Here is a 19778-nt window from a genome sequence, read left to right as displayed (position 1 = left end):
CCACAACCATGAACGAGCTAAAAACAATCCCTGAACTTTTTGCGGGTAGTGAAATCAACCCTCAGGTCGTCATGTGCTATATCTGGCGGCAGGATAGCTATTACAAGCAGACGATCCAGGGGCCTCATCATCCCCAGTTCCTCTACCTGATTCAAGAAGCCGACAAAGTCGATTATGAGATGCGCTGGTTTCTGGCGGGCAACTCGGTATACATGACTAAGGTCTACAAGGTCATTCAGCATTTTGTCGACCTCAACCCCTCCGTCAGCCGCGGATTCACGGGGCTGGTGCTGGAGGATATTCACACGACCCTGCTGCTCAACCGGTGGTACGAACTACTACCCCGCTTTGAGCTGGCCCGCAACCGGATTCGAAAGCGATTCAAGCTGTGAGTCTATCCCATTTTCATTCTAAATCATTCTAAAATAGAATAAAACGATGCCATTTGAACCCGGAAAGCCCAAGACCGGCGGTCGTCAATCGGGCAGTACCAACAAGACCACCTCCGACATCAAAACCCGCATTGCCGCCCTGATTAACGACCAGTTTGAGACCATTCAGGGCGATATGGAAGAGCTCGAACCCAAGGAGCGGGTCACCGCCTACCTCAAGTTTTTGGAGTACGTCTTGCCCAAACAGCGGGAACAGAAGATTGATCTGACTTCCCGCCTGGAAGGACTCTCGGACGAGCAGCTCAATGAACTCATCGACCAAATCTTAAACAAGCCATGATTAGTAAACCCATTCTAACCCTTGACCCCACCGATCCGCGGCACCGAAGGCTCATCGCGGCCGCTATAAAAGCTAAGGATACGGCGGCCCTTTCCAAACTAAAGGGTAATACCCAAAAGCCGATCGGGTTTATTAATAGCTGGTTCTTTTATGGTCTGATCCCCTGGGAGATAGAGGCTGAGCGTAGTCACGTGCCCATCTATAGCCCCAGGCCCGGCTGGATTTTGCCCGCTTTGCCCGCAGGCGCCAGGGCCAAGAAGACAACGCGTCACCGATCATTGATGAACTGGGCATTCCCCTAGACACTTATGCCTTTTTAGCGTGAATCCAGACGACTACCAGCCTGCTAACCCAACAACCCCCATGAGCAAAATACCAACCGACTATATCGACATTGAACTGACCCACGCCACCGAAAATTGATTGCCGCAGCGCTTAAGAGTCAGGATACCTTAGCCCTGTCCGCCTTGAAGAACAACACGGGCAAACCCATCCGTTTTGTTTTTAGCGCGTTTATGTATCTGCTGATGGAGAGTAGCTGGGAGGAGAATCACGAAGAAGGGTACGTGGTGATTTACGGCATTGAAGCCCGCAAGACCTTACTGAAGCTCGCCTGCCTGGACCAAGAGGAGGACCAGTCAGTAGCTGAACCTAGTACCCTCCCCTTAGACACCTACGACTTTCTGCTATGAGAAAACCCGACTATCCCGATACAATCCTGGATCAGGATACCATCAACAAACTGTTGAAAGCTTTACAGGTGGGCATGATCGATATGGCTTACTTTCCGGGTCTGTATTTCCGCACTTGCGGCCAGATCGTTGACCCAGACCTGGTGAGCAAGCAGGAAGCTCGTCAGTTTAATACGATTAGAGCCAAGATTAAACGCGATACGGCTGGGCAGGTAGTACTGAATAGAGGATTGAAGATTCGCCTGCTCAATGCGATTCGAGTCAGACGTATCGACCTGCATGCTGACTTTGCCGAACTAGCCTTCGCCTACCGTGCCGTTAAACAGGACTGGTCGGCCATAACCGAAGAAGAGAAACAATTTTTCTTAACCATCTGCCGACGAATCAACAAATAACCTTTCCGATTCATGAAGAACGCCAATGCGATGCCCCCAATACCCACGGATATACTACGAAGCCTGCTCCGGGCGATCCGCAGCAACCAAATGGATTTAGCACCGTTTATCCCCCTGTATCAACCGCATGAAAGAGAATCCACCCGCGATTTAAGCCGGTTGAGTGAAGCCGAAAGAGACCGCCTGGGTAAGCTAGTAGCTAAAATAGGCCACAAATCGGGTACGATACGCATTACTAGTAGAAGCCTTAAAGTCCGTTTGCTGCAAGCCATCTGTCAGAACCAGTGGCGGCCCGACGACTTCCCCGAGATCCGCAACGCCTGCCAGCGGCTCACACCGGATCTGTCAGTATTCAGTGAAGAAGAACGGGATTTTCCGTTTAAGCTGGCGTTAAAATCAAATCTGTAATGACTAACCCGGTTGGGTTCAATGCGCTTGTGTATACGTACATAAATACTTGTATTAATACCGCTTACCAAACTACCAGCAGCAATGAGTTGGCTAGATTCGCTTAAACTAAAATTAGGGTTTCAACCTCAACCTTATCGGTTTCATATCCCAGAGAAGAAAAAAGAATATGTCGTTCGGGTGAATAACCCGGACGGCCGTTCTCCTTATCTGTCTCATATTGCTTTCCACTACCCTAAAATGGGCTACGTGCAGATGCCCGGCTACCGCTCTAACCTCGACCTAAGCCGTTTTACCAAAAAAGACGATGGAATGGGTTTGTTTGGCCTATGGCGGGCTATGGGTCAACCGCTGTCAATCTTACAGTATGCCGAAAAGGATAGCGTGTATTGCCTGATCGAGGTCAGACGGGATGAGATGGTAGTTATTGACAAAGGGCGGGAGGTAAAGTTTCCGCGCGGCAATGTTCTCTATTCGGGGGATTGTCCGAAATTATGGGGCACTTATACCGACTAGCCAACCGTAAGGAGCATATCACCGCTTTGGAAAACCTACAGTTCTACTATGACATATTTGTTGAATGCAACTATGATAGAAACGTATTTTTTCCGGAGCTGAAACGGCGGGGTCTAAACTATAACCATGTGCGGATGGGCATTCACATTGCGGACTATGGTCAGCGCTGTGTTCGAGATGAAAACGGCTGTTTGTACCTGGACATATTTCATGGGTTTGTTTGCGGCTGAGCCAAGCGTTTACCGCACACGATCAGCCTCGGCACTTGTCGGGGCTTTTTTGTTGACATCTGCTGCTATCTTGGTGTTACTCGTATAGCCAAGTCACATCCAGATGGAAGATAAAAAGCTTGCTCACCTTATCTACTGGAGTGAAGTGGCCACTGGCCTCAAATCAATCAATGAACTACGGTTAGTTCCTTAATTTCAGCTGTTTACGCCCTAATTTTTGCTGTTCACACCTCCCTTCTCCCCTTAATCTATTTATTCTCTAGTTTTAACTAGCCTAGTACGGGCAGACTTGCCTACCCCATCAAGTTCAGATGGTCCGGTTAATCTAAGACATGCCCTTTCCTGAACCCAATTATTAACGAAACATACGCATGATAACGAACTCTTTACCAACCGCTGCGCCAGCTTATGTAAGCCGGGCTACAAACCGTATATACCTGGTCAGTCCCCTACTAGCGCTAACTCTTTTTGTGCTGATGCGCGTTTCGGCTCAGGCCAATACGTACAATGTGAATACAACGGCAGATGGCACTTCCTCCAGTGGTACGGTCAATTTGAGGGGGGCCATCCTGGCCGCTGACGCGCTGGGCGGCACGCATACGATCAACGTCCCATCGGGAACGTATAACGTGACACTCGGAACAATCACGTTTGGGAATAGAGCCCAGAATATCACCATTTATGGTGCTGGCGCGGCATCTACCGTCATTAATATGACTACTACGAATCGAGACCGGATTTTCTTTATTAACCCAACCGCTTTCATTTATAATGTACAAACGACAATCACTGGTATATCCTTCACCAATGGCCAGTTGACAGCCGATAATTACGGCGGAGGAGCAATCATTGCGGGTGGCCCCAACAATGCCCTGACGGTAACAAATTGTGTTTTTACTAACAATACAATTGATGCCGCTAAAGCCAGCGCAGGCGGAGCCATTGCTTATTTAGGTGGTGGTTCCTTAACCATTGATCAATGCCAATTTACGGCAAACTCGGCCCCAGCTGGCACCAATGCCAATGGGGCGGGTGGCGCAATTGATTTTGAAGCCTATAGTTTTAGTATCAATAATGTCTACACCTATCCCGACAACAGCTTATCCGTCACCAACTCAGTATTCACCAATAATTCGGTGGGCAATAATGGACAAGGTGGCGCTATTAATGTTTCGGCGGGAGGCTTCTCAACCGTAGATCCGCCCCGCCCAACGCTGTCGGTTACAATCGCTGAAAATTCTTTTGTTAACAATAGCGCGCCTGGCTCGGGCGGCAATGGCCGGGGTGGGGCTATTTCGGCCACTAATTCATTCAGCCCTACGAATGTATTTCGTATTAATTATAATCGGTTTGTGGGCAATACAGCCAATGTAAGTGCTGGTAGTGCCTTGGTAAGTTTTGATACCCAGGGCAGTGTCGATGCCAGCAATAACTGGTGGGGTTGCAATGGAGGGCCAACCAGTTGTGCTGATAAGGCGTATCGCTATCCGGGCAGCAGTTCAGGTACCCTGACGACTTCGCCTTACCTGCTGCTACGGACTACCGCCAATAGCGCTTCCTTGTGTAGCGGTAGTACAGCGACCATTACCACCGGTTTTACCCTCAACTCGGCGGGATCAACCATAACGGCCAGTAACCTCTCTGCCTTTACCGGGGTGCCCATTACATTCAATGCGGCCCTGGGCACGATCTCGTCAGCTCAAACAACGATCCAGGCAACCGGCACCGCTACCGCCATCTACACCGCAGGCACCACGGCGGGTAGCGGAACGGTTAATACGGTAGTGGATAACGTACCCACTAATGATGCTACGGCCAGGGCTTCGATAACGGTGAACGCTGCCCCAATTATTTCCAACCTGTCGGGCAACGCAGCGATCTGCTTAGGCTCTTCCATATCTTTCAGTGCCACCGCCACCGGTAGCGGTACGCTTACCTATCAATGGTACAAAGGAGCAATAGCACTGCTCAACGGCGCTACCGGTACAGGCTCAACTTTTTCGGGTGCCACCACTACCCAGCTAACGATTGCCAATACAGGGACGGCCGATGCCGCGACTAACTATAGCCTGAAAGTTTCATCCAGTACGGGTTGCAGTACCACATCTACGCCGATTGCGCTAGTGGTTAATACACCCGCCAGTATCAGCAGTGGGCCGGCCAGTGCCTCCAGTGTGTCAATCGGCTCCAGTGTGCGGGTACCAGTGGTCGTGAGTGGCCAGGTAAGTTCTTATCAATGGTACAAAAATGGGGGTATCGTAAGTGGACAAACCTCAGCTACGCTGAACCTGACCAACGTCCAACTTAGTCAGGCGGGATTGTATTCACTGGTAGCCATCAGTACCTGCAACAGTGTCACCTCAACGGCCTTTACCTTAGCGGTCGTGCAGCCTGACCTCATCCCCCTGTTGCATGTGACCCCCTCGCTGGCCTACAGCACTACGACGGGTAGCGTGGTAGTGGACGTGTTTGAAATCAATTCCACTCCTACCAGTGGGCTCATAACAGTTTATATCTCCAAGGCATCGCTGCTAAATCTGAGCTTCGATCCCGGTGCGACTAGCTTTGGGGGCCGGTCAGTGCAGAACAGTCTGTGGAGCTTTGATGGCACCTCCAGTAGTGATGCTTATATCTTAACCACGACCCAGGTGATTGGAGCGGGCAGCAAGCTATCCGTTGGGCTGAGTAGCCTCCTGACACCGGGTACCACCAGGGGAACGATCGGCGTAACAGCTACCCTAGTAGGCAGTAGTGGCGGGGAGGTGAGGATGATCAACAACACCGATGCTGATACGATGGATTACTTCAATAAGTGAGGGTAGGGCAACAGGACATTACAGCTAAAGAAAGAGATGATACTTACAGCCACTATTCACTTGAGTAGTGGCTGTTTTACTTTCGCCTTACTTGGATCAAGAGCCGTTAACCGGACGCCGTAGGTAGTGAACACCCAGGCGGCTACCTCATCGAAGTATTGTGCGGCCGCAGCCGGGTCCAGATCGGACAGGGAACGCACGACCGTTACCACTTGGCCAGCGACTTCCCAGGGTTCAGACAGAAACAGTGCATTGAGCACCTTATCTGTTTCCTCTCTGCCCTTGTCGATCAGCTTACCGACCTCTACCACCAGATAGCCCCAATAATAGCCCCTCTGACCGTCGCCAACGCGCCAACGTATTTTGCTCAAGTCAATGGTATACTGTCCCTCTGGTAGCGCTCTAATGACCTCATACACGGTCTTGCGCGTTTCAGGCTGTTTTGTGTCGAGGTGAAGGGTCTTTTCTGCCTTGGTTGCCATGCAACAGTTTACATAATTGTGTAATTACATATAAAGCAGTATATAAGTATTATTTGAGGTATATTCGGGAAAGGCAAAGGCCCGCTACTTCTGACGCTCATAAATGCGATTTAAGCTACGACCTTTATTTTATATTCAAATTAACTAAACTGGGAATAGATTGTAGCTCCTGATTAGGTTTATTGAGCTAAGGAAGCTTCTTAACGTTCTTGAAGTAAGGGGCGTATTCCTGATCCAGTCCATCTTTTACCCTAATCCGGTCTCCTGTCGTAAACCCAATCACGGTGGCCAAGTAGCGGCCATTGTAAAAGCCTCCTTTCTTAGTTCTGGTAACTTCGACCCGGTCGCCCATATTGATTCCAGTGTTCATAGGATCAAATATAGCTTTTTGATGGTGAGGATTTGACGAGCCTACTTGTCAAAAAAGGGCTAAGTGAATAAATTCGATTTGAGCCACAATTTTAGTTAAACGTTCTAATCCCTAAGCCGAGAATAGATTGTAATGCCTGATTGAGGTTAGCGGTCAAATAGTAAATGCTTAGCTATTACTGGCAGACGCAACTGTTCGAAATAGCATTGCATACATTATTACAAAAACGGTGATACCGCCCCCATTCCTTTTTTTTGCAGCCACCAGTTTGGCTAATCAGATATCCATTTGAGATGAAGTTAGTGTTACCGATCATGGATTAATATTTCTTAAAAGGTAATTATTATTAATTATCTTAAAACATTAGTGACCTTAATGACCTTGAAAAGTCTAATAACTTAGATATGATGATTTATTCAACCTGTTCATGGAAAAACTACAGCGAAACCGAGCTGACACCACCCAACGTATTGTAGACGCGTTAGAACAACTATTAGCTCAGAAAGGACTGACAGGGGTTGGTGTAGGGGCCATCGCCGAAAAAGCTAATGTCAGTAAAGTGCTTATATACCGGTATTTCGGTGGCCTGGAAGGCTTGCTGGAATATTATGTCAAGATGGGCCGTATCGTCCCTCATTACGACCCCGCCTGGCTGGACCAGATTCATCCCACCAGCCCCGCAGCCTTAGCACCCATCTGGTCAGGCCAGGCCTTACAACTTTTTCGTCGGATGCGGGCCTCCCGGGCTTCCCGGGAACTACTTAAGGCTGCTGTCACTGAACAGGAGCCACTGGCTGAAACAATCAGCACCAGTCTGGATGCTGAGTTGACCCGGCTAACCCAGCAACTGGCCTTCGTTGAGGGCGGTGATCACCAGGCGATCTCGGCGGTGATGCTGGGTGCGCTCTCATTTCTGACCATACAGACGCAGAACGACCGGACGATGATAGGAATCGACTTACGTAGCGAAGCAGGCTGGAGCCGCATTGAGGAGGCTGTCAAAGGGATTTACAAAGCCATAGCCAAACAGGCTTTAGATTCCCCAGCATCCAGCTAACGCTTAAAGCTGATCAAGCTATGGTTAGTGCATGGTAATAAAGTCTTTAGTCCTTGCGCAATGCCAGGGTAGGTCGCCAAACTTGCAACCGGCTTGAAATGCCACTTAGCCACATCTGCCCAGGTGTGGCTTTTTGTTTCCATTCACCCTAAATTCTTGTCGATTCACACGATTTTCGTCACCACTTAGTAAATCAATGAGGTAAGTTTCATGTAAGTGTATTCATTTCGGAAAAATCTCTCCTTCTTATGAACCCCTACGTTACTTACATTGCCGGTATAAATATGCATGATGGGCCGAAAGTCATTGACAGCATTCCCATTGGAACAGTCCTTGAATTAGTTCGTGAACCAAATAATCCGGTTGATCCCAATGCTATAGTGATCTTTTACAAAGAATATAAACTTGGATACATTCCGGCAGCTGATGCTGGTAGGCTTACCAAAATTATTGATTCGGGTGCTTCTATTGGCGCCGAATTAAAAAGAGCTTGGTATGAAGAGGGGAAGGTGCTTACCAATATTAAGATATTCAAGTTTGAAACTCCCGTCAAGGAGCAGATAGAGCCAATTACAGCCGGACCGGTAGTGTCCGACCCTGTCCTTGCAGAGCCGGCTCAAAAACCTAAAACTAAATGGGGTAAAGTTGCACTGTATGCCTTTGGGGGTCTGTTGGCGATAAGTATCATAAATAAGTGTGCCGAAAATCAAAAGAGTGTTGAAGGAGTGCAATCTATTGTAGAGCCAAGTAATATAAGTTCTGTAGATACAAGTTCAGGCGTTGCTGCTGAACCTGTGAAACCAGCCAGCAAATGGGATTATTACGACGGCGAAGACAAAATGGGGAGTAAAGTACATACGGCAGCAATAGCGGCCACTGATTTACTAAACTTTGAATTTCCATACAATGGTGGCTCTGTTGCTACACTGATTGTTCGTAAGAGCAAGGGAGCAACCGATATACAACTAAGGGTCAGCAAAGGCCAGTTCGTTATTAATGCCGTTGATGGCGGGACGGCCAGAGTAAAATTTGATGGTGGTAGCCCGGTTACTTTCTCGCTTTCAGGGGCTGCCGATTATAGCTCTGATGTAGTATTTTTTAATGGAGAGACACGGTTGATCGCCAAAATGAAGAAGGCAAAAAAAATGATTGTAGAAGTTCAATTTTACAGTGAAGGTAATCGACAAATAGAATTTGATGTTGAAGGTCTAAAGTGGAACTACTAATTGAATTACCTCAACCATGCTATTCTCTCGAACAGTTTCTACCAAAAGGCAAAACAATTCTCCCTGGAAATCATCTATAAGTATCGGTTCAGGAACGCCCCCACCGCAAAACTATCATAACTTAACAGGGTAAATCAGGTAAATTCTCCCACAGTTTAAGCAAAAGAAGGTCAAATAATTGTCATTGTGATGAGGCAGGACCGAATGGTCAGCTATTAATTAGTTTATACAAAAAGACCCGGCACGACCAGCACCGGGTTCTCAATAACCTACTATCTATAAAGTCTTAATACACTCCCTTTAAAGGACTGCTGCTGCTTGCGTTCGCATCTGGGTCGTAAGCATAATAATGAGAATTCCCAGAATGATAGGGAAGACGCCAATGAATCCCATTGAATTGTTAAAACCCGCCGGGTGAAGCAGCAAGGGCAGTCCACCAGCCGTCAGTACGTTCGCCAGATGGACAAAGTTACTACTGCTTATACCCGCGGCTCCTCTTACGCCACGGGCTCCCATAAACGCGTACATGGCTTGAACGGCTTGCAGAAAAGCATGCATCATTGCCCAGAATCCCAACATATCTACGAAGCCCTCAATGGTGCCTTTTGAAAATACGGCAATCGCGATGCCAAACCCTATATCCGTGACTCCGTGCAGGATGCCCCAGATATTGTTTTTATCCAGCCGGTTGGAAAAGGAAAAGAGTAGCTGTAGAGCGCCCGCCAGAATCGCCATGGAGCCGATGAGTTGGCCTGATTGCGTTGAGTACGTACTAGCAAAAACAAACATAGTGGCCCCAATCAATATATAGAGTGAGCCCCTGGCAATCATCAGCCACTAGCGTGGCGCGGTTAAATTCTTCATTTTCATGGCGTTGAGTTTGTGTATGGCCCAACCTGCCGTAGAAGATGTTTGTTTGATAATCCAAAATATGGAAATCGCTAAAGGGCCGTTTTTGGCCTTGAGTAAACAGTAAGAAAGGCTATAAAAAAGCCGACACCAGAAGCATCGGCTTTTCAATAGCCCACTCTACGAGTCTACGAGAAAGTCGATTGCTATTTTGCATCACGATAGATTCAGACTATTCCGTATGCACACCTACCTTTCGCTCTGGCTGGGTCAGATGCTGTAAGCCTAACTTCGTAGGAAGTGCCCCCCCAGATGGCAAAATCGTCGAAGTATTAAGGTTTATGTTCACGAGATAAGCTTAACTTATTCGCCAAGGTTATCTTTAAAAACAAGCAAGGATATGGAAAAGCGAATAAAAGAGTATAACGCCATTAAGGCCAATGATCCTACGGAATTAAGTTCGTTAATGCAGGCTGCTATCAATGAGGGATGGCAGCCATTTGGTAGTATTGCGATCGGGGTTCTTCCCAGCCGTATTTACTACGTGCAGGCGCTGGTAAAATATGAGGACTAGAGGGCACTTTCCCTTATTGATGAGCTTACTAACTTCTACCACCAAATAGGCCCAATAATAGCTCTCTGCGTCGCCAACCCGCTAACGTACGTTTGTGAGATCAATGGTATAGCGGCCTTCTGGAAGTACTCTAATGACCTCATAGACGACCTTACGCGTTTCGGGCTGCTTCGTGTCCAAGTGAAGAGATTTATCAGCCTTAGTTGCTATACTACAATATAAGTATTGATAGACGTATAGGCAAGCAATCACAAAGCCAGCTACTAGCCATGTACAAACCTCTACAATTTAAAGTTTGGATTTGTAGAATGTATTTATCCGTAGTTGGTTGTGCAATAATATTGCTAATTGACGCCTGTAGATACGGGAATAATACCCTTGTACTTATTGTGTGTATTCCCTTGTTTTAAGTATTCTTTCAAAAACATCTGGATGCGATAACCTTTAAGACGGCTGGACTTATAAACTGCTCCAACTTATTGACTAACTGAATCTTATTCGTACGAGTTTGTATCTATCTGTCACTTAAAATTCCTCAGTAGGATGAAAATAAGAAGCTGTTTGAGTTAGGTTGTGCTTGAAACGAGAAAGCCATCCATCGGGGTTAAGTTGTGTGCAACAACCTTATTCCTCCGACCTGACGGCCTCTCAATGGCAAGGTATCGAAAATCTTATTTGCGTCAAACGCAAAAGTATTTGGCCGCTTCAACGTATTGTGGAAGCCATCTTTTACCTGACAAAAAACGGCATCATCTGGCGCGATTTGCCCGAAGGGTTTCCGCCTTGGCAAACCGTCTATTGGTACTTTAGGAAATGGAGCAAGAACGACACTTGGGTGCTGATGGCCAATGAATTGACAATGCTTCATCGGGTTAAAGTCGATAAAAAACCCTTGCCGACGGTGGCCCTCATTGACTCCCAAAGCGTCAAAAATAGCGCCACCGCTACGGAGCATATTGGGTTTGATGGGGGCAAACGGATTAAAGGCCGTAAACGGTTTATGATGGTGGATACGCTGGGCCACTTGTTGTGGACTGACCTGCGAGCCGCCAATGTGGCTGACGGCAAAGCGGGCGTGTTGTTTTGGGAACAGGCTGAACACCTTAATCGGTTGTTGGATGATTTGCTGTTGATGTATGCCGACAGTACGTTTGAGGTCATTTTAAGGATCAATTAGAAATGATGTATGACATGCGTGTCGTCATCTCCAAGACACCTGTTGAAGATCAACCCACTGACGGTAAGTTAGTTATTCACAAGTGGCGATGGGTGGTCGAACGAACCATTGGTTGGGCACTAATCGCCGATTAGCTAAAGACTACGAACGGACGATCCTATCGGCACAAAGTTTCATCTGGATTGCCCATATTAGGCGTACCATCAGACATGCATTTTGCTAATTCAAACAGATTCTAAACTTAACTGCATGGTGGGCTAAACTTAATCAATTAGTTAAACAAGCTGTAATTATTGCCGTCTGCATAGCTCTTAACGTTACTAGTTTTTTCTCTATTTATATATCGCTTACACCTCTTTTTTCTTCCCAAATGATCGCATCTTCTTCTAAAGAAGGAAAAGCGATCATTTGGGACTAACGTAGACGTACTGTACTATCTGGCTTACATAAGCCTATGAAGCAAATACCTGATTCCAATAATGAGAGTGGAAGAAGGTACTGCTGTGTGAAATATATCTGGCCAAGGAAAGTGACTGACCCCAGTTTGACGTGTCGGAGGAGTTGATACGGGTGATGAAAGAGGGGGAGTTGTGAAAAGAAGAATTGGAGTTAGGGTAGCTATGTACTGCGCTCACCATTAAGAGAGCAAATAATAAAATATGTCAGGTACATCCGGGACAGTGACCTCTTCGACTTTGATGGCCATGCGGACCCGAAATAGTTGGTGGACGTCTAATGGCAGGTAAGTGCTAGATTAATTTTAGATTAAAAAGAGCCGTAACTAGTTGAATGGTTTTATAAAGTAAACTAGAGCGTACTTATAAAAACAATCCTATTTTTTAACTTACTGTCCGGTTAGGCCTAGCTAAAGATCAAATCGGTAATTACCAGCCTATTGCAACATACATGAAGGATGTAACAGATGGGCATGCTAATCAGTATATCTATGTGAAAGATAAGCGCTGTCGTCATAACGGCCTTATTTTGGTGTGGATAGAAACGGAAAGCCCGGCTACGTTGTAGGTGGGTTTTTTATTTTTAAAAATAGTAAGGATTTGAGGTACTTGCTTAAAACTACAGGCTTAGCCGTGTCTAATTTCTACTGCTCTCTCAGAGCTTCGTAGCCGCTTTAACGCTTGCTGGGCCCGGGTCTTGACAGTCCCCAAAGGCCAACCTAATTCATCCGAAGCCTCTTGATGGGTGTAGCCCTGAAAGTACAATAATTGGATCAACTGACACTGGTGGGGGCTTAGGGTTGATTGAATCCAGATGTCAATACCAACCCAGTTGTAGGTAGGCGTACCGCTGCTTAGTTCGTCTAGGTGAAAATCCTCCAACCGCTCATGGGACGAGCCAGCTAATTTTAAATGAGTTGACGCATTATTTCTGACGATTCGCCACATCCAGGTGAAAAGTCGCCCTTTGGTCGGCTCATATTGATGAAAGTTGAGCCAAATATTGACAAAGCTATCCTGAAGCAAATCCTCCGCCTGTTGCTGATCGGTGATGATGCGCATTAGCTTCGCTAATAAAGTGGGCGCAAATCGGCTATATAGTTCCTCAAAGGCTTTCTGATTTTCCGCTTTAAGCAGGGCGATTAAAGCGGCTTCATTATACACCCTAGCAGACAAGAGCCGGTTGGATGACGTTGGGAGGGATGGCAAGATGGTAAGTTAAACGAAACCAGCTAAAGAGTATGAAATGTATATTTCATTTATTGAATATATAAATAAGTAACATTTAGTTTTGTTTAAATATAACATCAATAACAAGCATAGGTACGTAATCTCATAAAGCACAGATTGTTTTTAATGGACTTTTAACAGGAATAATGAGCTATTAAAGCTATTGGGGGAAGTGGCAATAAAACGGGCGGACGAGGCCTTAAACGATGCGATCAACTGCTGACCCTCCCATTATTTAAGTGTACCCGTTGTAGCTATTCAAAAAAACCTTATTATCATTCAACCCCTGACTCTACTGGTTTCCAATAGTCCCATTTTTGGAAACGAATGGGCGGGATGGTTACCGTGCTGAACCAGTAAAGACGTAAGGTGGCGAAATACGTCTTCCAGCCCTCAAAGCTGGCGGGCTTAACCGTGAAGGAAGAGGCCCCCATTAGATATGCAGATCCAATGGTCGATGGCAAGTCATCCACCGTCAGCATGACAACGGGCAAGAAGCGGGCTTGGTCATGAGTCCGCAGAAAAGCCAGGAAGTCAAAGCCATTTAGTTTGGCTCCCAAATCAATGTCTAACAAAACAAGTTTAGGGCCACGCCCATCCAGGGCCTGAATGTAGGTTATGGCCTCCGAAGAGCTGAACACTTGAATGAAGAAGGCTTCAGGAAAACTACCCTGAGCCGCTCGGGTTAGGATGTCGACTAGCAAAGGGTCATCATCCACCAGTAGGATAAGGAATTTGGGCTGCATGGCACGTTGGGGTAAGGAGCAACTTGACCGACGGCTAAGTGAGCAGGGGGCGGGGAAGGGACTCAGTCAAAACTGATTAGGCGAAAGGTAGACTATTTAAACGTAGCAGTGGGGTTTTATGGTTAATATGTTAATATTAATATCAAGTCATGTATAATCACGCTTGGTTTAGGCTGGCTTTTGAGACTTTCGCTCTGGCGGGATCAGTTGCTGTAAGCCGGACGCCGTAGGAAGTGCCCCCCCCAGATGGTAAAATCGTCAATACATTGAGCTATCGCAGCTTACCAGTCTTTTCAACCTTGCCCTTCCATCCAGGAGGGAAGAGGTAATCAAAAACCGTTCGGTAGCCCCTAGCGTATGTGTCGGTATGCGCTACGTTACTCCCTATCACTACGCCAAGTTGTGCGGTCTGACCAGACAGGCCATCTATAACCGGATCAATACGGGTACCCTGTTGGTCGTTCTGCTGGAAGGACCAACAGGGGAGTTGATTCGGTACATTGATGTGGAAGCCTGCCCGCCAGGCCGAAAGCCCTGGGGTGGCGGCAGACCCAAGAATGTATGAGCGCTATGCTGCTTATAAAGCGATTTAAGGCGCGATCTTACCAAAGCGTTCTAATCTAATAGTAGCGTCTGATTGAGTTTTTGGCTATATCACTGACACTGTAAGGCTGATCAAGCTTTAGGCTACAGAAGCAGCTCACCTACCTGACTCATCTTCAATTTTTATTCGGCCACACCGCTACCATTCCGTTTTTGCCCTCACCCGTTGAGTAGTCGGCCTAGGGGGATTAACCATCTGACCAACTCTAAGCCAAAGGCAACAAAACGGTACTAGGCCCGATCCCCTTCTTGACAAAGCAATACGGCCTGACTGATGGTGTATTGCAATAGCTCCAGCGAAAGGAGATAGTTTTTTTTCGCCAGTTCGCTACTACCTGCTTTATGGGCGGTTAGCTCCAACTTCTCCAGTCCAGCTGTGTCAAGTATAGAAACCATCGTGTAGGCGACCTTGTACCGGTTTACTTCATCGTAAAAGTGAATCAGGGTGTTCAGATGCTGAAGTAAACGAGCGTAACAGGCAGATAAATCAAGGAGGTTACTCCTGAAGTTTACTTGTTGTATGCATTCATTTTCGCTAAGAATCCAATTAACGATTGCGTCTTTCATAGGTCGATTATATACTCAGAGGAAATATATACGAGATATATGAACAGGATGGATTTTAACAAACAGCTACAAGTGGCCGGTATAACGACCATCAAATCCCCTCAGGGCTACCAAGTATCTTTAATAAGCCAACAAAACTTTACCCCAATCAGGATTCAGGTGAGACTTCCTACAAAGCTCAGCCTGCGTTGCTTGAAACGCACCATATGCCATTCCCATTTGATATTAGTTATGCCGGTAGATAGACACGGAAAGTGGCCCCCTGGCCCGGTTGGCTGTGGGCCGTGATAGCACCCCCATGATTTACAGCGACCCGCTCACAAATAGCCAGACCAATTCCCGTACCGGCAAACTCATTCTTGCCATGCAGCCGCTGAAAGACCTGAAAAATGCGGTCCACATACTTCTCATCAAAGCCAACGCCGTTGTCAGCCACATCAATCCGGTAGTAGGCTTTAGCCACTCGGGTAGGCTTTACAGATGGCGGTAATTCATCCGCTTCCAGAATTTGGGCGGTAAGTTGAATCAGGGGAGCAACCGATGGCCGACGAAATTTAAGGGCATTGCCTATCAGGTTCTGAAACAGCTGAGTTAGTTGCGAATCATCGCCCTGGATAGTAGGCAGGGGTTCTACCCTAATCTCGGCGTTAGTTTCGGCAATCACCATCTCTAAGGTAATTAACACCTGCTCCACGATAGCATTCAGGGCAACCGAGCTATTTGTATCTCGCTGAGTAGCGATGCGCGAAAAGTTCAGCAGATCCCGAATCAGCGTCGACATACGGCTGGCCGCAGATTGCATCCGCTCGATATAAACGACTTCATCCCCTGATAAGGAAGCCTGACGGGTCTTGAGTAAATCACCAAACTGCTGAATCTTCCGCAACGGCTCCTGCAAGTCGTGACTGGCCACGTAAGCAAAAGTTTGCAGATTGGCATTGGATCGGGAGAGCAGGCGGTTAGCTTCTTCCAGCGCTTCGTTGATGGCCGCATACTCCTCGTTGTTAGCTTCCAGTTCTTCGTTGGTAGAGGCTAACTCTTTATTGGCAGCCGCCAGCTCTTCGGTTCGCTGCTGGACCAACTGTTCCAAGGCAAGCTGAAGCTCCCGCTCTTCGGTGACGTCCCGCATGCTGCCTAACATTTTGCGAGGCTGACCACTGGCATCAAAATACATTTTGCCCTGAGCCCGAACGATACGGTGGCGACCCGTTTGCTGGGTGATGATCCCATATTCTTCATCCAGCAAACCGCCGAACTCGGGGGTGGTCGCCCGCCCCATAGCCGCTTCCACGTGAGCCCGGTCCTGCTCCAGGATGGGATTGTAAACCACGTCCCCCTCAATAAAGTCCTGGTTAAATTCAAAAAGTCGTTTGAGCGACTCCGAATAGGTGATAATTCCCGTGGACATACTCCACTCCCAGGTACCCATCGCGGCTAATTCGATCGCCCCACGGAGCGACTCTTCCGATTCCTGGGCTTTTTGCCGGGCCAGTACCTGCTGGGTGATATCGGTGGAAAGCACAATGACGCCAATCACCTTACCGTCTTCAGCTAGGTGGGGCGTATACACAATACTCAGCCATCGGTCGGTATTCATTCGAGAGGGTGCGTGGAGTTCGTACCGCGTCTGCTGGCCGCCATAAGCTTTATCCAAATAAGGCCGTACGCTCTTGTAGGCCTGCTCGTCGAGGAACTCCCGTACCGTTTTGCCAATCGCTTCGGTAGCATTGACCTTAAACCAATCCATAAAGACCCCGTTATACGACTGGTAGCGCTGCTCGGCATCCAGGTAAAAGATCATGGCTGGTACCGTATCCCGTAAGAGCTGCAAGTGTGCTTCGCTCTCTGCTACTTTTTGGCGGGCCAGTACCTGGTTGGTCACATCAATGGTCACGATGAGCACACCGGTAATGGTGCCTATTGAATTGCGCTGGGGCTGAACGTGATAGTCGACATACATGAAATCAAACTGATCTCCGCGCCGAATTTCGGCTCTAGCCTCCTGAGCCATGAAAGGCTCACCAGTACGCATCACTCGTTTTAAAAGTTCATCAAAGCCCTGCCCGGCTAGCTCTGGAATCGCTTTCAGCAAAGGCTTCCCCACCAGCTCTTGGGGATTACGGCCCGCCAGAGCGCTGTATAAGGGATTCGCCATCTGAAAGATCAATTTCTGGTTGTCGGTAATCATGGCAATCCCAACAGGGGATTGTTCAAAGGAAGCCAGTAAATGCGGTTGATTTTGATCAGCCGCCATCTGCAACGTTACATCCTGCGCTATCCCCGCCAACCGGATGACCTGACCGGCCTCGTTGAAGTAGCCCTGTCCACTAAATCTGACCCATCGCAGTAGTCCGTCATCGGCTCCAATTGTGCGATAAGTCAGGTCATAGTCACCTCCTGACTCGGAGTTCATCGCCCAGGCAACGGCCTTTTTGACCCCCTCGACATCTTCCGGATGGATGTATTGGATGGCTTGCTCGTAGGGAAGTAAATTATCTTTAGCCAATCCGAACATCTCCCGGCACTGATCATCCCAGATGACCAGATTCGTCGTCGGGTCTACTTCCCAAACCCCCAGCCCGGCCGCTCTCAGGGCAAAGTTTACATCCAGACGCTCATGCAGGGTCTTCTTGTCAAAAGGCTTATTGGAGCCAGTCATTGCGTAGAGGTATGTTGATCGAGGAAACTACGAAAGGGTAAAAGATTAATAGACTAAATAGAAAGGGAAATGTTCGTATCTCCTTTCAGTATTGATAGGTAGGACTAATCTACTTCAATTTCTTTCCGCTTGATCAGTCGCATGAGCTGCGTAGCCTGAAACTCGCACCCCTGGGCGTTTTAAAGCCCGTTCCATTTAGGTGCTCGGCTATCTGGGTATAATTCCTGCCAGCCTTGTGCAGCATTTTGACAATCGATAAAGCCCGTCGGCTGTTTTGATCATAAAGCAATTTATGTAGTTTGTGTAGGAAATGCAGGCTATAAAACATCTTTTTATTTTTTCTTCCCATTTGGTCATTTCTGATCCTGACCACCAAAGCTCCCTTTTTAGCCGGAATTAGTGGAATAAAAGGAGTTAATTAGAAGGCTAGAACCCTGGTCCTCTTGCTTTTGCCATCCACTGAAAAACTGCCGCTGGTCTGCTGTGAGGCAACAGGCTTAGTCAACCTGAAATAGATCTTCCAGAAGCCGACGGGCCATCAGGGCTTCTATGCCAAAACCAAGTATAAAAACCAGGCACGCAATGGCAATTATCGCAGCCGGTTTTCCGAAAAGGTCCGAATGAATAATTTCATCTATAATGACCTTACTTAGTGGGGCGAACCACCCAACAGACCCCAGCATAAGTATCCAGGAAATGGGTGATAACGTCATAACAATCTGAATTCGGCTACCCGTTTCGGCAGGGTAAATCCGCCCATAAATTCGAGGCAAGAATGGATTACGATAGCCAATAATACGCTCTATTTGAAATTCGGCAGGAGCCGTTATGTCTTGTATTGGTTGGTGAATGCGTTGATCCGTCGAAACAAAATCATACGTAGTCGCTAGCTCAGCAAGAACTTGTTGCCGAGTAAGCGGAGAGTCAAGGGTACATTTCCAATAGGGAATAAGCGGTATCATTTTACATGAAGATAGCACACTTACTGGCACGAATCGATTCCTAAATGCCTGTTTGGTGAGTGATCGATGCAGCCTGTCAAGCTTTTGTATCTTCTAGTTACTTAGTCGAGAATAATTGATTGACCACTAACAACGATTCCCTTTTATAGGGTCGCAGGCGGAGTACGATGAGTACAATGAATCAGTACATTCAGCCGGGCCAAATCAGGCAATTTTCCTTTTTGTAAATTTTTATCCACAGGGCTGAGGGGATGGTGGTGGATAAGTTCAAAATGGGTGTATAGGGGGTCTTTTCTGTGGGCGTGTGGACAGCAAGTAATTACGGGCAAAACGCCATTTTATAGCCGTGCTTTGAGTATGTTTAGATTCAGGCCAGGCGTACCCTTTTGGTAAACCGTGTAGGGTAGTCGCTTTTAAGATAATAAGGCCCCTGTTTTTTTAAATAATTAAAACTAAATGCCCACCCATTACGAATCGGCGCGAAGAATACGCTCAATTTCCTTCGCCCTGGTCTGTAACCGGCTGAGTCTTGCATCCCGTTCCCCAATGGAGTCTGTGACGCTCTCTACAGCCGAAAAATACAGTAAATCCGCATCGCTCGCCTGATGGGCCAGATCATAGGCGTTGACTTCCGCCTGTGTCTGCGGATTAGGATACACCGGTAGTTCGTCGGCAAATACTTTAATAGGGACGAATGAGGTGCTTATCGTTTCATTATCAGCTGTCTGATCCAACTGGAGAAATTCGTGGATGGCCTGATAGAGGTCTTGTTTGACAGTTTCGTTATCCATAGGTAAGGCGTGTTTTCTAAAAAAGCGCCTACTTAATAACAGGTGAGGTCGAGTAAGGTTTTTTAAGGCTGGGCAGACTACGTAGAAAGGGATGCTTACGGCTGGTTGTTATAGCAACCGAATGAAGGCATGGCTACCAGGAAACAACGCGAGCTAATTTGCAATAAGTAGGGTGGCAAGTGGGCTTACGGCGGCTGTGAGCTGACTAAACACTGGCATATTGATGAGTTGGGACTCATCC

23 protein-coding genes are annotated in these 19778 nt (G+C 47.4%); 14 read left to right on the top strand and 9 right to left on the bottom strand.

Features of this window, described 5'->3' with window-relative positions:
- Positions 1–8: 8 nt before the first annotated feature.
- From BM202_RS33870 to BM202_RS33835, 8 genes are all read left to right on the top strand, one after another.
- Positions 9–392 (top strand): hypothetical protein, encoded by a 384-nt coding sequence (locus BM202_RS33870; RefSeq protein ID WP_093834615.1) that lies wholly within the window; start codon positions 9–11, stop codon positions 390–392.
- Between the two features lie 46 nt (positions 393–438).
- Positions 439–732, top strand: coding sequence for a hypothetical protein (locus tag BM202_RS33865; protein ID WP_093834613.1), 294 nt, complete (start codon positions 439–441; stop codon positions 730–732).
- On the top strand, positions 729–1034 hold the full coding sequence (locus BM202_RS33860; RefSeq protein ID WP_093834611.1) for a hypothetical protein: 306 nt from the start codon (positions 729–731) through the stop codon (positions 1032–1034). The genes BM202_RS33865 and BM202_RS33860 overlap by 4 nt, the downstream gene beginning before the upstream one ends.
- Positions 1035–1151: 117 nt before the next feature.
- On the top strand, positions 1152–1424 hold the full coding sequence (locus tag BM202_RS33855) for a hypothetical protein (RefSeq protein ID WP_093834609.1): 273 nt from the start codon (positions 1152–1154) through the stop codon (positions 1422–1424).
- Positions 1421–1819, top strand: coding sequence for a hypothetical protein (locus BM202_RS33850; protein WP_093834607.1), 399 nt, complete (start codon positions 1421–1423; stop codon positions 1817–1819). The genes BM202_RS33855 and BM202_RS33850 overlap by 4 nt, the downstream gene beginning before the upstream one ends.
- Positions 1820–1831: 12 nt before the next feature.
- The gene (locus BM202_RS33845; RefSeq protein WP_093834605.1) at positions 1832–2227 is read left to right on the top strand and encodes a hypothetical protein; all 396 of its coding nucleotides are present in this window, start codon (positions 1832–1834) and stop codon (positions 2225–2227) included.
- A gap of 84 nt (positions 2228–2311) precedes the next feature.
- Positions 2312–2743: a hypothetical protein gene (locus BM202_RS33840; RefSeq protein WP_093834603.1), complete on the top strand. Its 432-nt coding sequence runs from the start codon at positions 2312–2314 to the stop codon at positions 2741–2743.
- Between the two features lie 601 nt (positions 2744–3344).
- The gene (locus BM202_RS33835; RefSeq protein ID WP_093834601.1) at positions 3345–5789 is read left to right on the top strand and encodes a beta strand repeat-containing protein; all 2445 of its coding nucleotides are present in this window, start codon (positions 3345–3347) and stop codon (positions 5787–5789) included.
- A 56-nt stretch (positions 5790–5845) separates the two neighbouring features.
- On the opposite strand, the gene BM202_RS33830 is transcribed toward BM202_RS33835, so the two are convergent.
- Both BM202_RS33830 and BM202_RS33825 read right to left on the bottom strand, forming a co-directional pair.
- On the bottom strand, positions 5846–6271 hold the full coding sequence (locus BM202_RS33830) for a hypothetical protein (protein WP_093834599.1): 426 nt from the start codon (positions 6269–6271) through the stop codon (positions 5846–5848).
- Between the two features lie 187 nt (positions 6272–6458).
- Positions 6459–6641, bottom strand: a complete 183-nt coding sequence (locus BM202_RS33825; protein WP_093834597.1) for a hypothetical protein — start codon at positions 6639–6641, stop codon at positions 6459–6461.
- Positions 6642–7068: 427 nt separating this feature from the next.
- Here BM202_RS33825 and BM202_RS33820 point away from each other — a divergent pair, with 427 nt between their 5' ends.
- Both BM202_RS33820 and BM202_RS33815 read left to right on the top strand, forming a co-directional pair.
- Positions 7069–7698, top strand: a complete 630-nt coding sequence (locus tag BM202_RS33820) for a TetR/AcrR family transcriptional regulator (RefSeq protein ID WP_093834595.1) — start codon at positions 7069–7071, stop codon at positions 7696–7698.
- 248 nt (positions 7699–7946) lie between these two features.
- The gene (locus BM202_RS33815) at positions 7947–8924 is read left to right on the top strand and encodes an HIRAN domain-containing protein (RefSeq protein WP_093834593.1); all 978 of its coding nucleotides are present in this window, start codon (positions 7947–7949) and stop codon (positions 8922–8924) included.
- A gap of 300 nt (positions 8925–9224) precedes the next feature.
- On the opposite strand, the gene BM202_RS33810 is transcribed toward BM202_RS33815, so the two are convergent.
- Positions 9225–9755 (bottom strand): DUF308 domain-containing protein, encoded by a 531-nt coding sequence (locus BM202_RS33810; RefSeq protein ID WP_093834591.1) that lies wholly within the window; start codon positions 9753–9755, stop codon positions 9225–9227.
- Positions 9756–10173: 418 nt separating this feature from the next.
- On the opposite strand from BM202_RS33810, the gene BM202_RS33805 reads away from it, so the two are divergent.
- The 3 genes from BM202_RS33805 (at position 10174) to BM202_RS38875 (ending at position 11658) form a co-directional block, all read left to right on the top strand.
- Positions 10174–10347, top strand: coding sequence for a DUF1737 domain-containing protein (locus BM202_RS33805; RefSeq protein WP_093834589.1), 174 nt, complete (start codon positions 10174–10176; stop codon positions 10345–10347).
- Positions 10348–10960: 613 nt separating this feature from the next.
- Positions 10961–11524, top strand: a complete 564-nt coding sequence (locus tag BM202_RS36935; RefSeq protein WP_177236798.1) for a transposase — start codon at positions 10961–10963, stop codon at positions 11522–11524.
- 2 nt (positions 11525–11526) lie between these two features.
- Positions 11527–11658, top strand: a complete 132-nt coding sequence (locus BM202_RS38875; RefSeq protein WP_262507747.1) for a hypothetical protein — start codon at positions 11527–11529, stop codon at positions 11656–11658.
- Positions 11659–12606: 948 nt separating this feature from the next.
- On the opposite strand, the gene BM202_RS33790 is transcribed toward BM202_RS38875, so the two are convergent.
- Entirely contained in the window at positions 12607–13188 is a 582-nt protein-coding gene (locus tag BM202_RS33790) for an RNA polymerase sigma factor (RefSeq protein ID WP_177236797.1), read from the bottom strand.
- A 296-nt stretch (positions 13189–13484) separates the two neighbouring features.
- A complete protein-coding gene (locus BM202_RS33785; protein WP_093834585.1) occupies positions 13485–13955 on the bottom strand; it encodes a response regulator in 471 nt (156 codons plus the stop codon).
- A 367-nt stretch (positions 13956–14322) separates the two neighbouring features.
- On the opposite strand from BM202_RS33785, the gene BM202_RS33780 reads away from it, so the two are divergent.
- On the top strand, positions 14323–14520 hold the full coding sequence (locus tag BM202_RS33780; RefSeq protein WP_093834583.1) for a hypothetical protein: 198 nt from the start codon (positions 14323–14325) through the stop codon (positions 14518–14520).
- Positions 14521–14789: 269 nt separating this feature from the next.
- Here BM202_RS33780 and BM202_RS33775 read toward each other — a convergent pair whose 3' ends face one another.
- From BM202_RS33775 to BM202_RS33760, 4 genes are all read right to left on the bottom strand, one after another.
- Positions 14790–15125: a hypothetical protein gene (locus BM202_RS33775; RefSeq protein WP_093834581.1), complete on the bottom strand. Its 336-nt coding sequence runs from the start codon at positions 15123–15125 to the stop codon at positions 14790–14792.
- A gap of 229 nt (positions 15126–15354) precedes the next feature.
- Positions 15355–17784, bottom strand: coding sequence for a PAS domain-containing sensor histidine kinase (locus tag BM202_RS38605; protein WP_093834579.1), 2430 nt, complete (start codon positions 17782–17784; stop codon positions 15355–15357).
- A 497-nt stretch (positions 17785–18281) separates the two neighbouring features.
- A complete protein-coding gene (locus BM202_RS33765) occupies positions 18282–18746 on the bottom strand; it encodes a hypothetical protein (RefSeq protein ID WP_093834577.1) in 465 nt (154 codons plus the stop codon).
- 467 nt (positions 18747–19213) lie between these two features.
- On the bottom strand, positions 19214–19537 hold the full coding sequence (locus BM202_RS33760) for a hypothetical protein (protein WP_093834575.1): 324 nt from the start codon (positions 19535–19537) through the stop codon (positions 19214–19216).
- Positions 19538–19778: the final 241 nt, after the last annotated feature.

The organism is Spirosoma endophyticum, from assembly GCF_900112365.1.
Taxonomy (GTDB): Bacteria; Bacteroidota; Bacteroidia; order Cytophagales; family Spirosomataceae; genus Spirosoma; species Spirosoma endophyticum.
Note: the sequence above shows the minus strand (reverse complement) of the source record. Positions and strands in the feature narration are given on the sequence as shown.

Bases quoted from the DNA above. Each gene is read 5' to 3' on its own strand.
- BM202_RS33805 (WP_093834589.1), top strand. From the start codon at position 10,174: ATGGAAAAGCGAATAAAAGAGTATAACGCCATTAAGGCCAATGATCCT.
- BM202_RS33825 (WP_093834597.1), bottom strand. From the start codon at position 6,641: ATGAACACTGGAATCAATATGGGCGACCGGGTCGAAGTTACCAGAACT.
- BM202_RS33820 (WP_093834595.1), top strand. From the start codon at position 7,069: ATGGAAAAACTACAGCGAAACCGAGCTGACACCACCCAACGTATTGTA.
- BM202_RS33765 (WP_093834577.1), bottom strand. From the start codon at position 18,746: ATGATACCGCTTATTCCCTATTGGAAATGTACCCTTGACTCTCCGCTT.
- BM202_RS38875 (WP_262507747.1), top strand. From the start codon at position 11,527: ATGATGTATGACATGCGTGTCGTCATCTCCAAGACACCTGTTGAAGAT.
- BM202_RS33860 (WP_093834611.1), top strand. From the start codon at position 729: ATGATTAGTAAACCCATTCTAACCCTTGACCCCACCGATCCGCGGCAC.
- BM202_RS33760 (WP_093834575.1), bottom strand. From the start codon at position 19,537: ATGGATAACGAAACTGTCAAACAAGACCTCTATCAGGCCATCCACGAA.
- BM202_RS33785 (WP_093834585.1), bottom strand. From the start codon at position 13,955: ATGCAGCCCAAATTCCTTATCCTACTGGTGGATGATGACCCTTTGCTA.
- BM202_RS33845 (WP_093834605.1), top strand. From the start codon at position 1,832: ATGAAGAACGCCAATGCGATGCCCCCAATACCCACGGATATACTACGA.
- BM202_RS33830 (WP_093834599.1), bottom strand. From the start codon at position 6,271: ATGGCAACCAAGGCAGAAAAGACCCTTCACCTCGACACAAAACAGCCT.
- BM202_RS33850 (WP_093834607.1), top strand. From the start codon at position 1,421: ATGAGAAAACCCGACTATCCCGATACAATCCTGGATCAGGATACCATC.
- BM202_RS38605 (WP_093834579.1), bottom strand. From the start codon at position 17,784: ATGACTGGCTCCAATAAGCCTTTTGACAAGAAGACCCTGCATGAGCGT.
- BM202_RS33815 (WP_093834593.1), top strand. From the start codon at position 7,947: ATGAACCCCTACGTTACTTACATTGCCGGTATAAATATGCATGATGGG.
- BM202_RS33865 (WP_093834613.1), top strand. From the start codon at position 439: ATGCCATTTGAACCCGGAAAGCCCAAGACCGGCGGTCGTCAATCGGGC.
- BM202_RS33775 (WP_093834581.1), bottom strand. From the start codon at position 15,125: ATGAAAGACGCAATCGTTAATTGGATTCTTAGCGAAAATGAATGCATA.
- BM202_RS33810 (WP_093834591.1), bottom strand. From the start codon at position 9,755: ATGATTGCCAGGGGCTCACTCTATATATTGATTGGGGCCACTATGTTT.
- BM202_RS33835 (WP_093834601.1), top strand. From the start codon at position 3,345: ATGATAACGAACTCTTTACCAACCGCTGCGCCAGCTTATGTAAGCCGG.
- BM202_RS33870 (WP_093834615.1), top strand. From the start codon at position 9: ATGAACGAGCTAAAAACAATCCCTGAACTTTTTGCGGGTAGTGAAATC.
- BM202_RS33840 (WP_093834603.1), top strand. From the start codon at position 2,312: ATGAGTTGGCTAGATTCGCTTAAACTAAAATTAGGGTTTCAACCTCAA.
- BM202_RS33780 (WP_093834583.1), top strand. From the start codon at position 14,323: ATGCGCTACGTTACTCCCTATCACTACGCCAAGTTGTGCGGTCTGACC.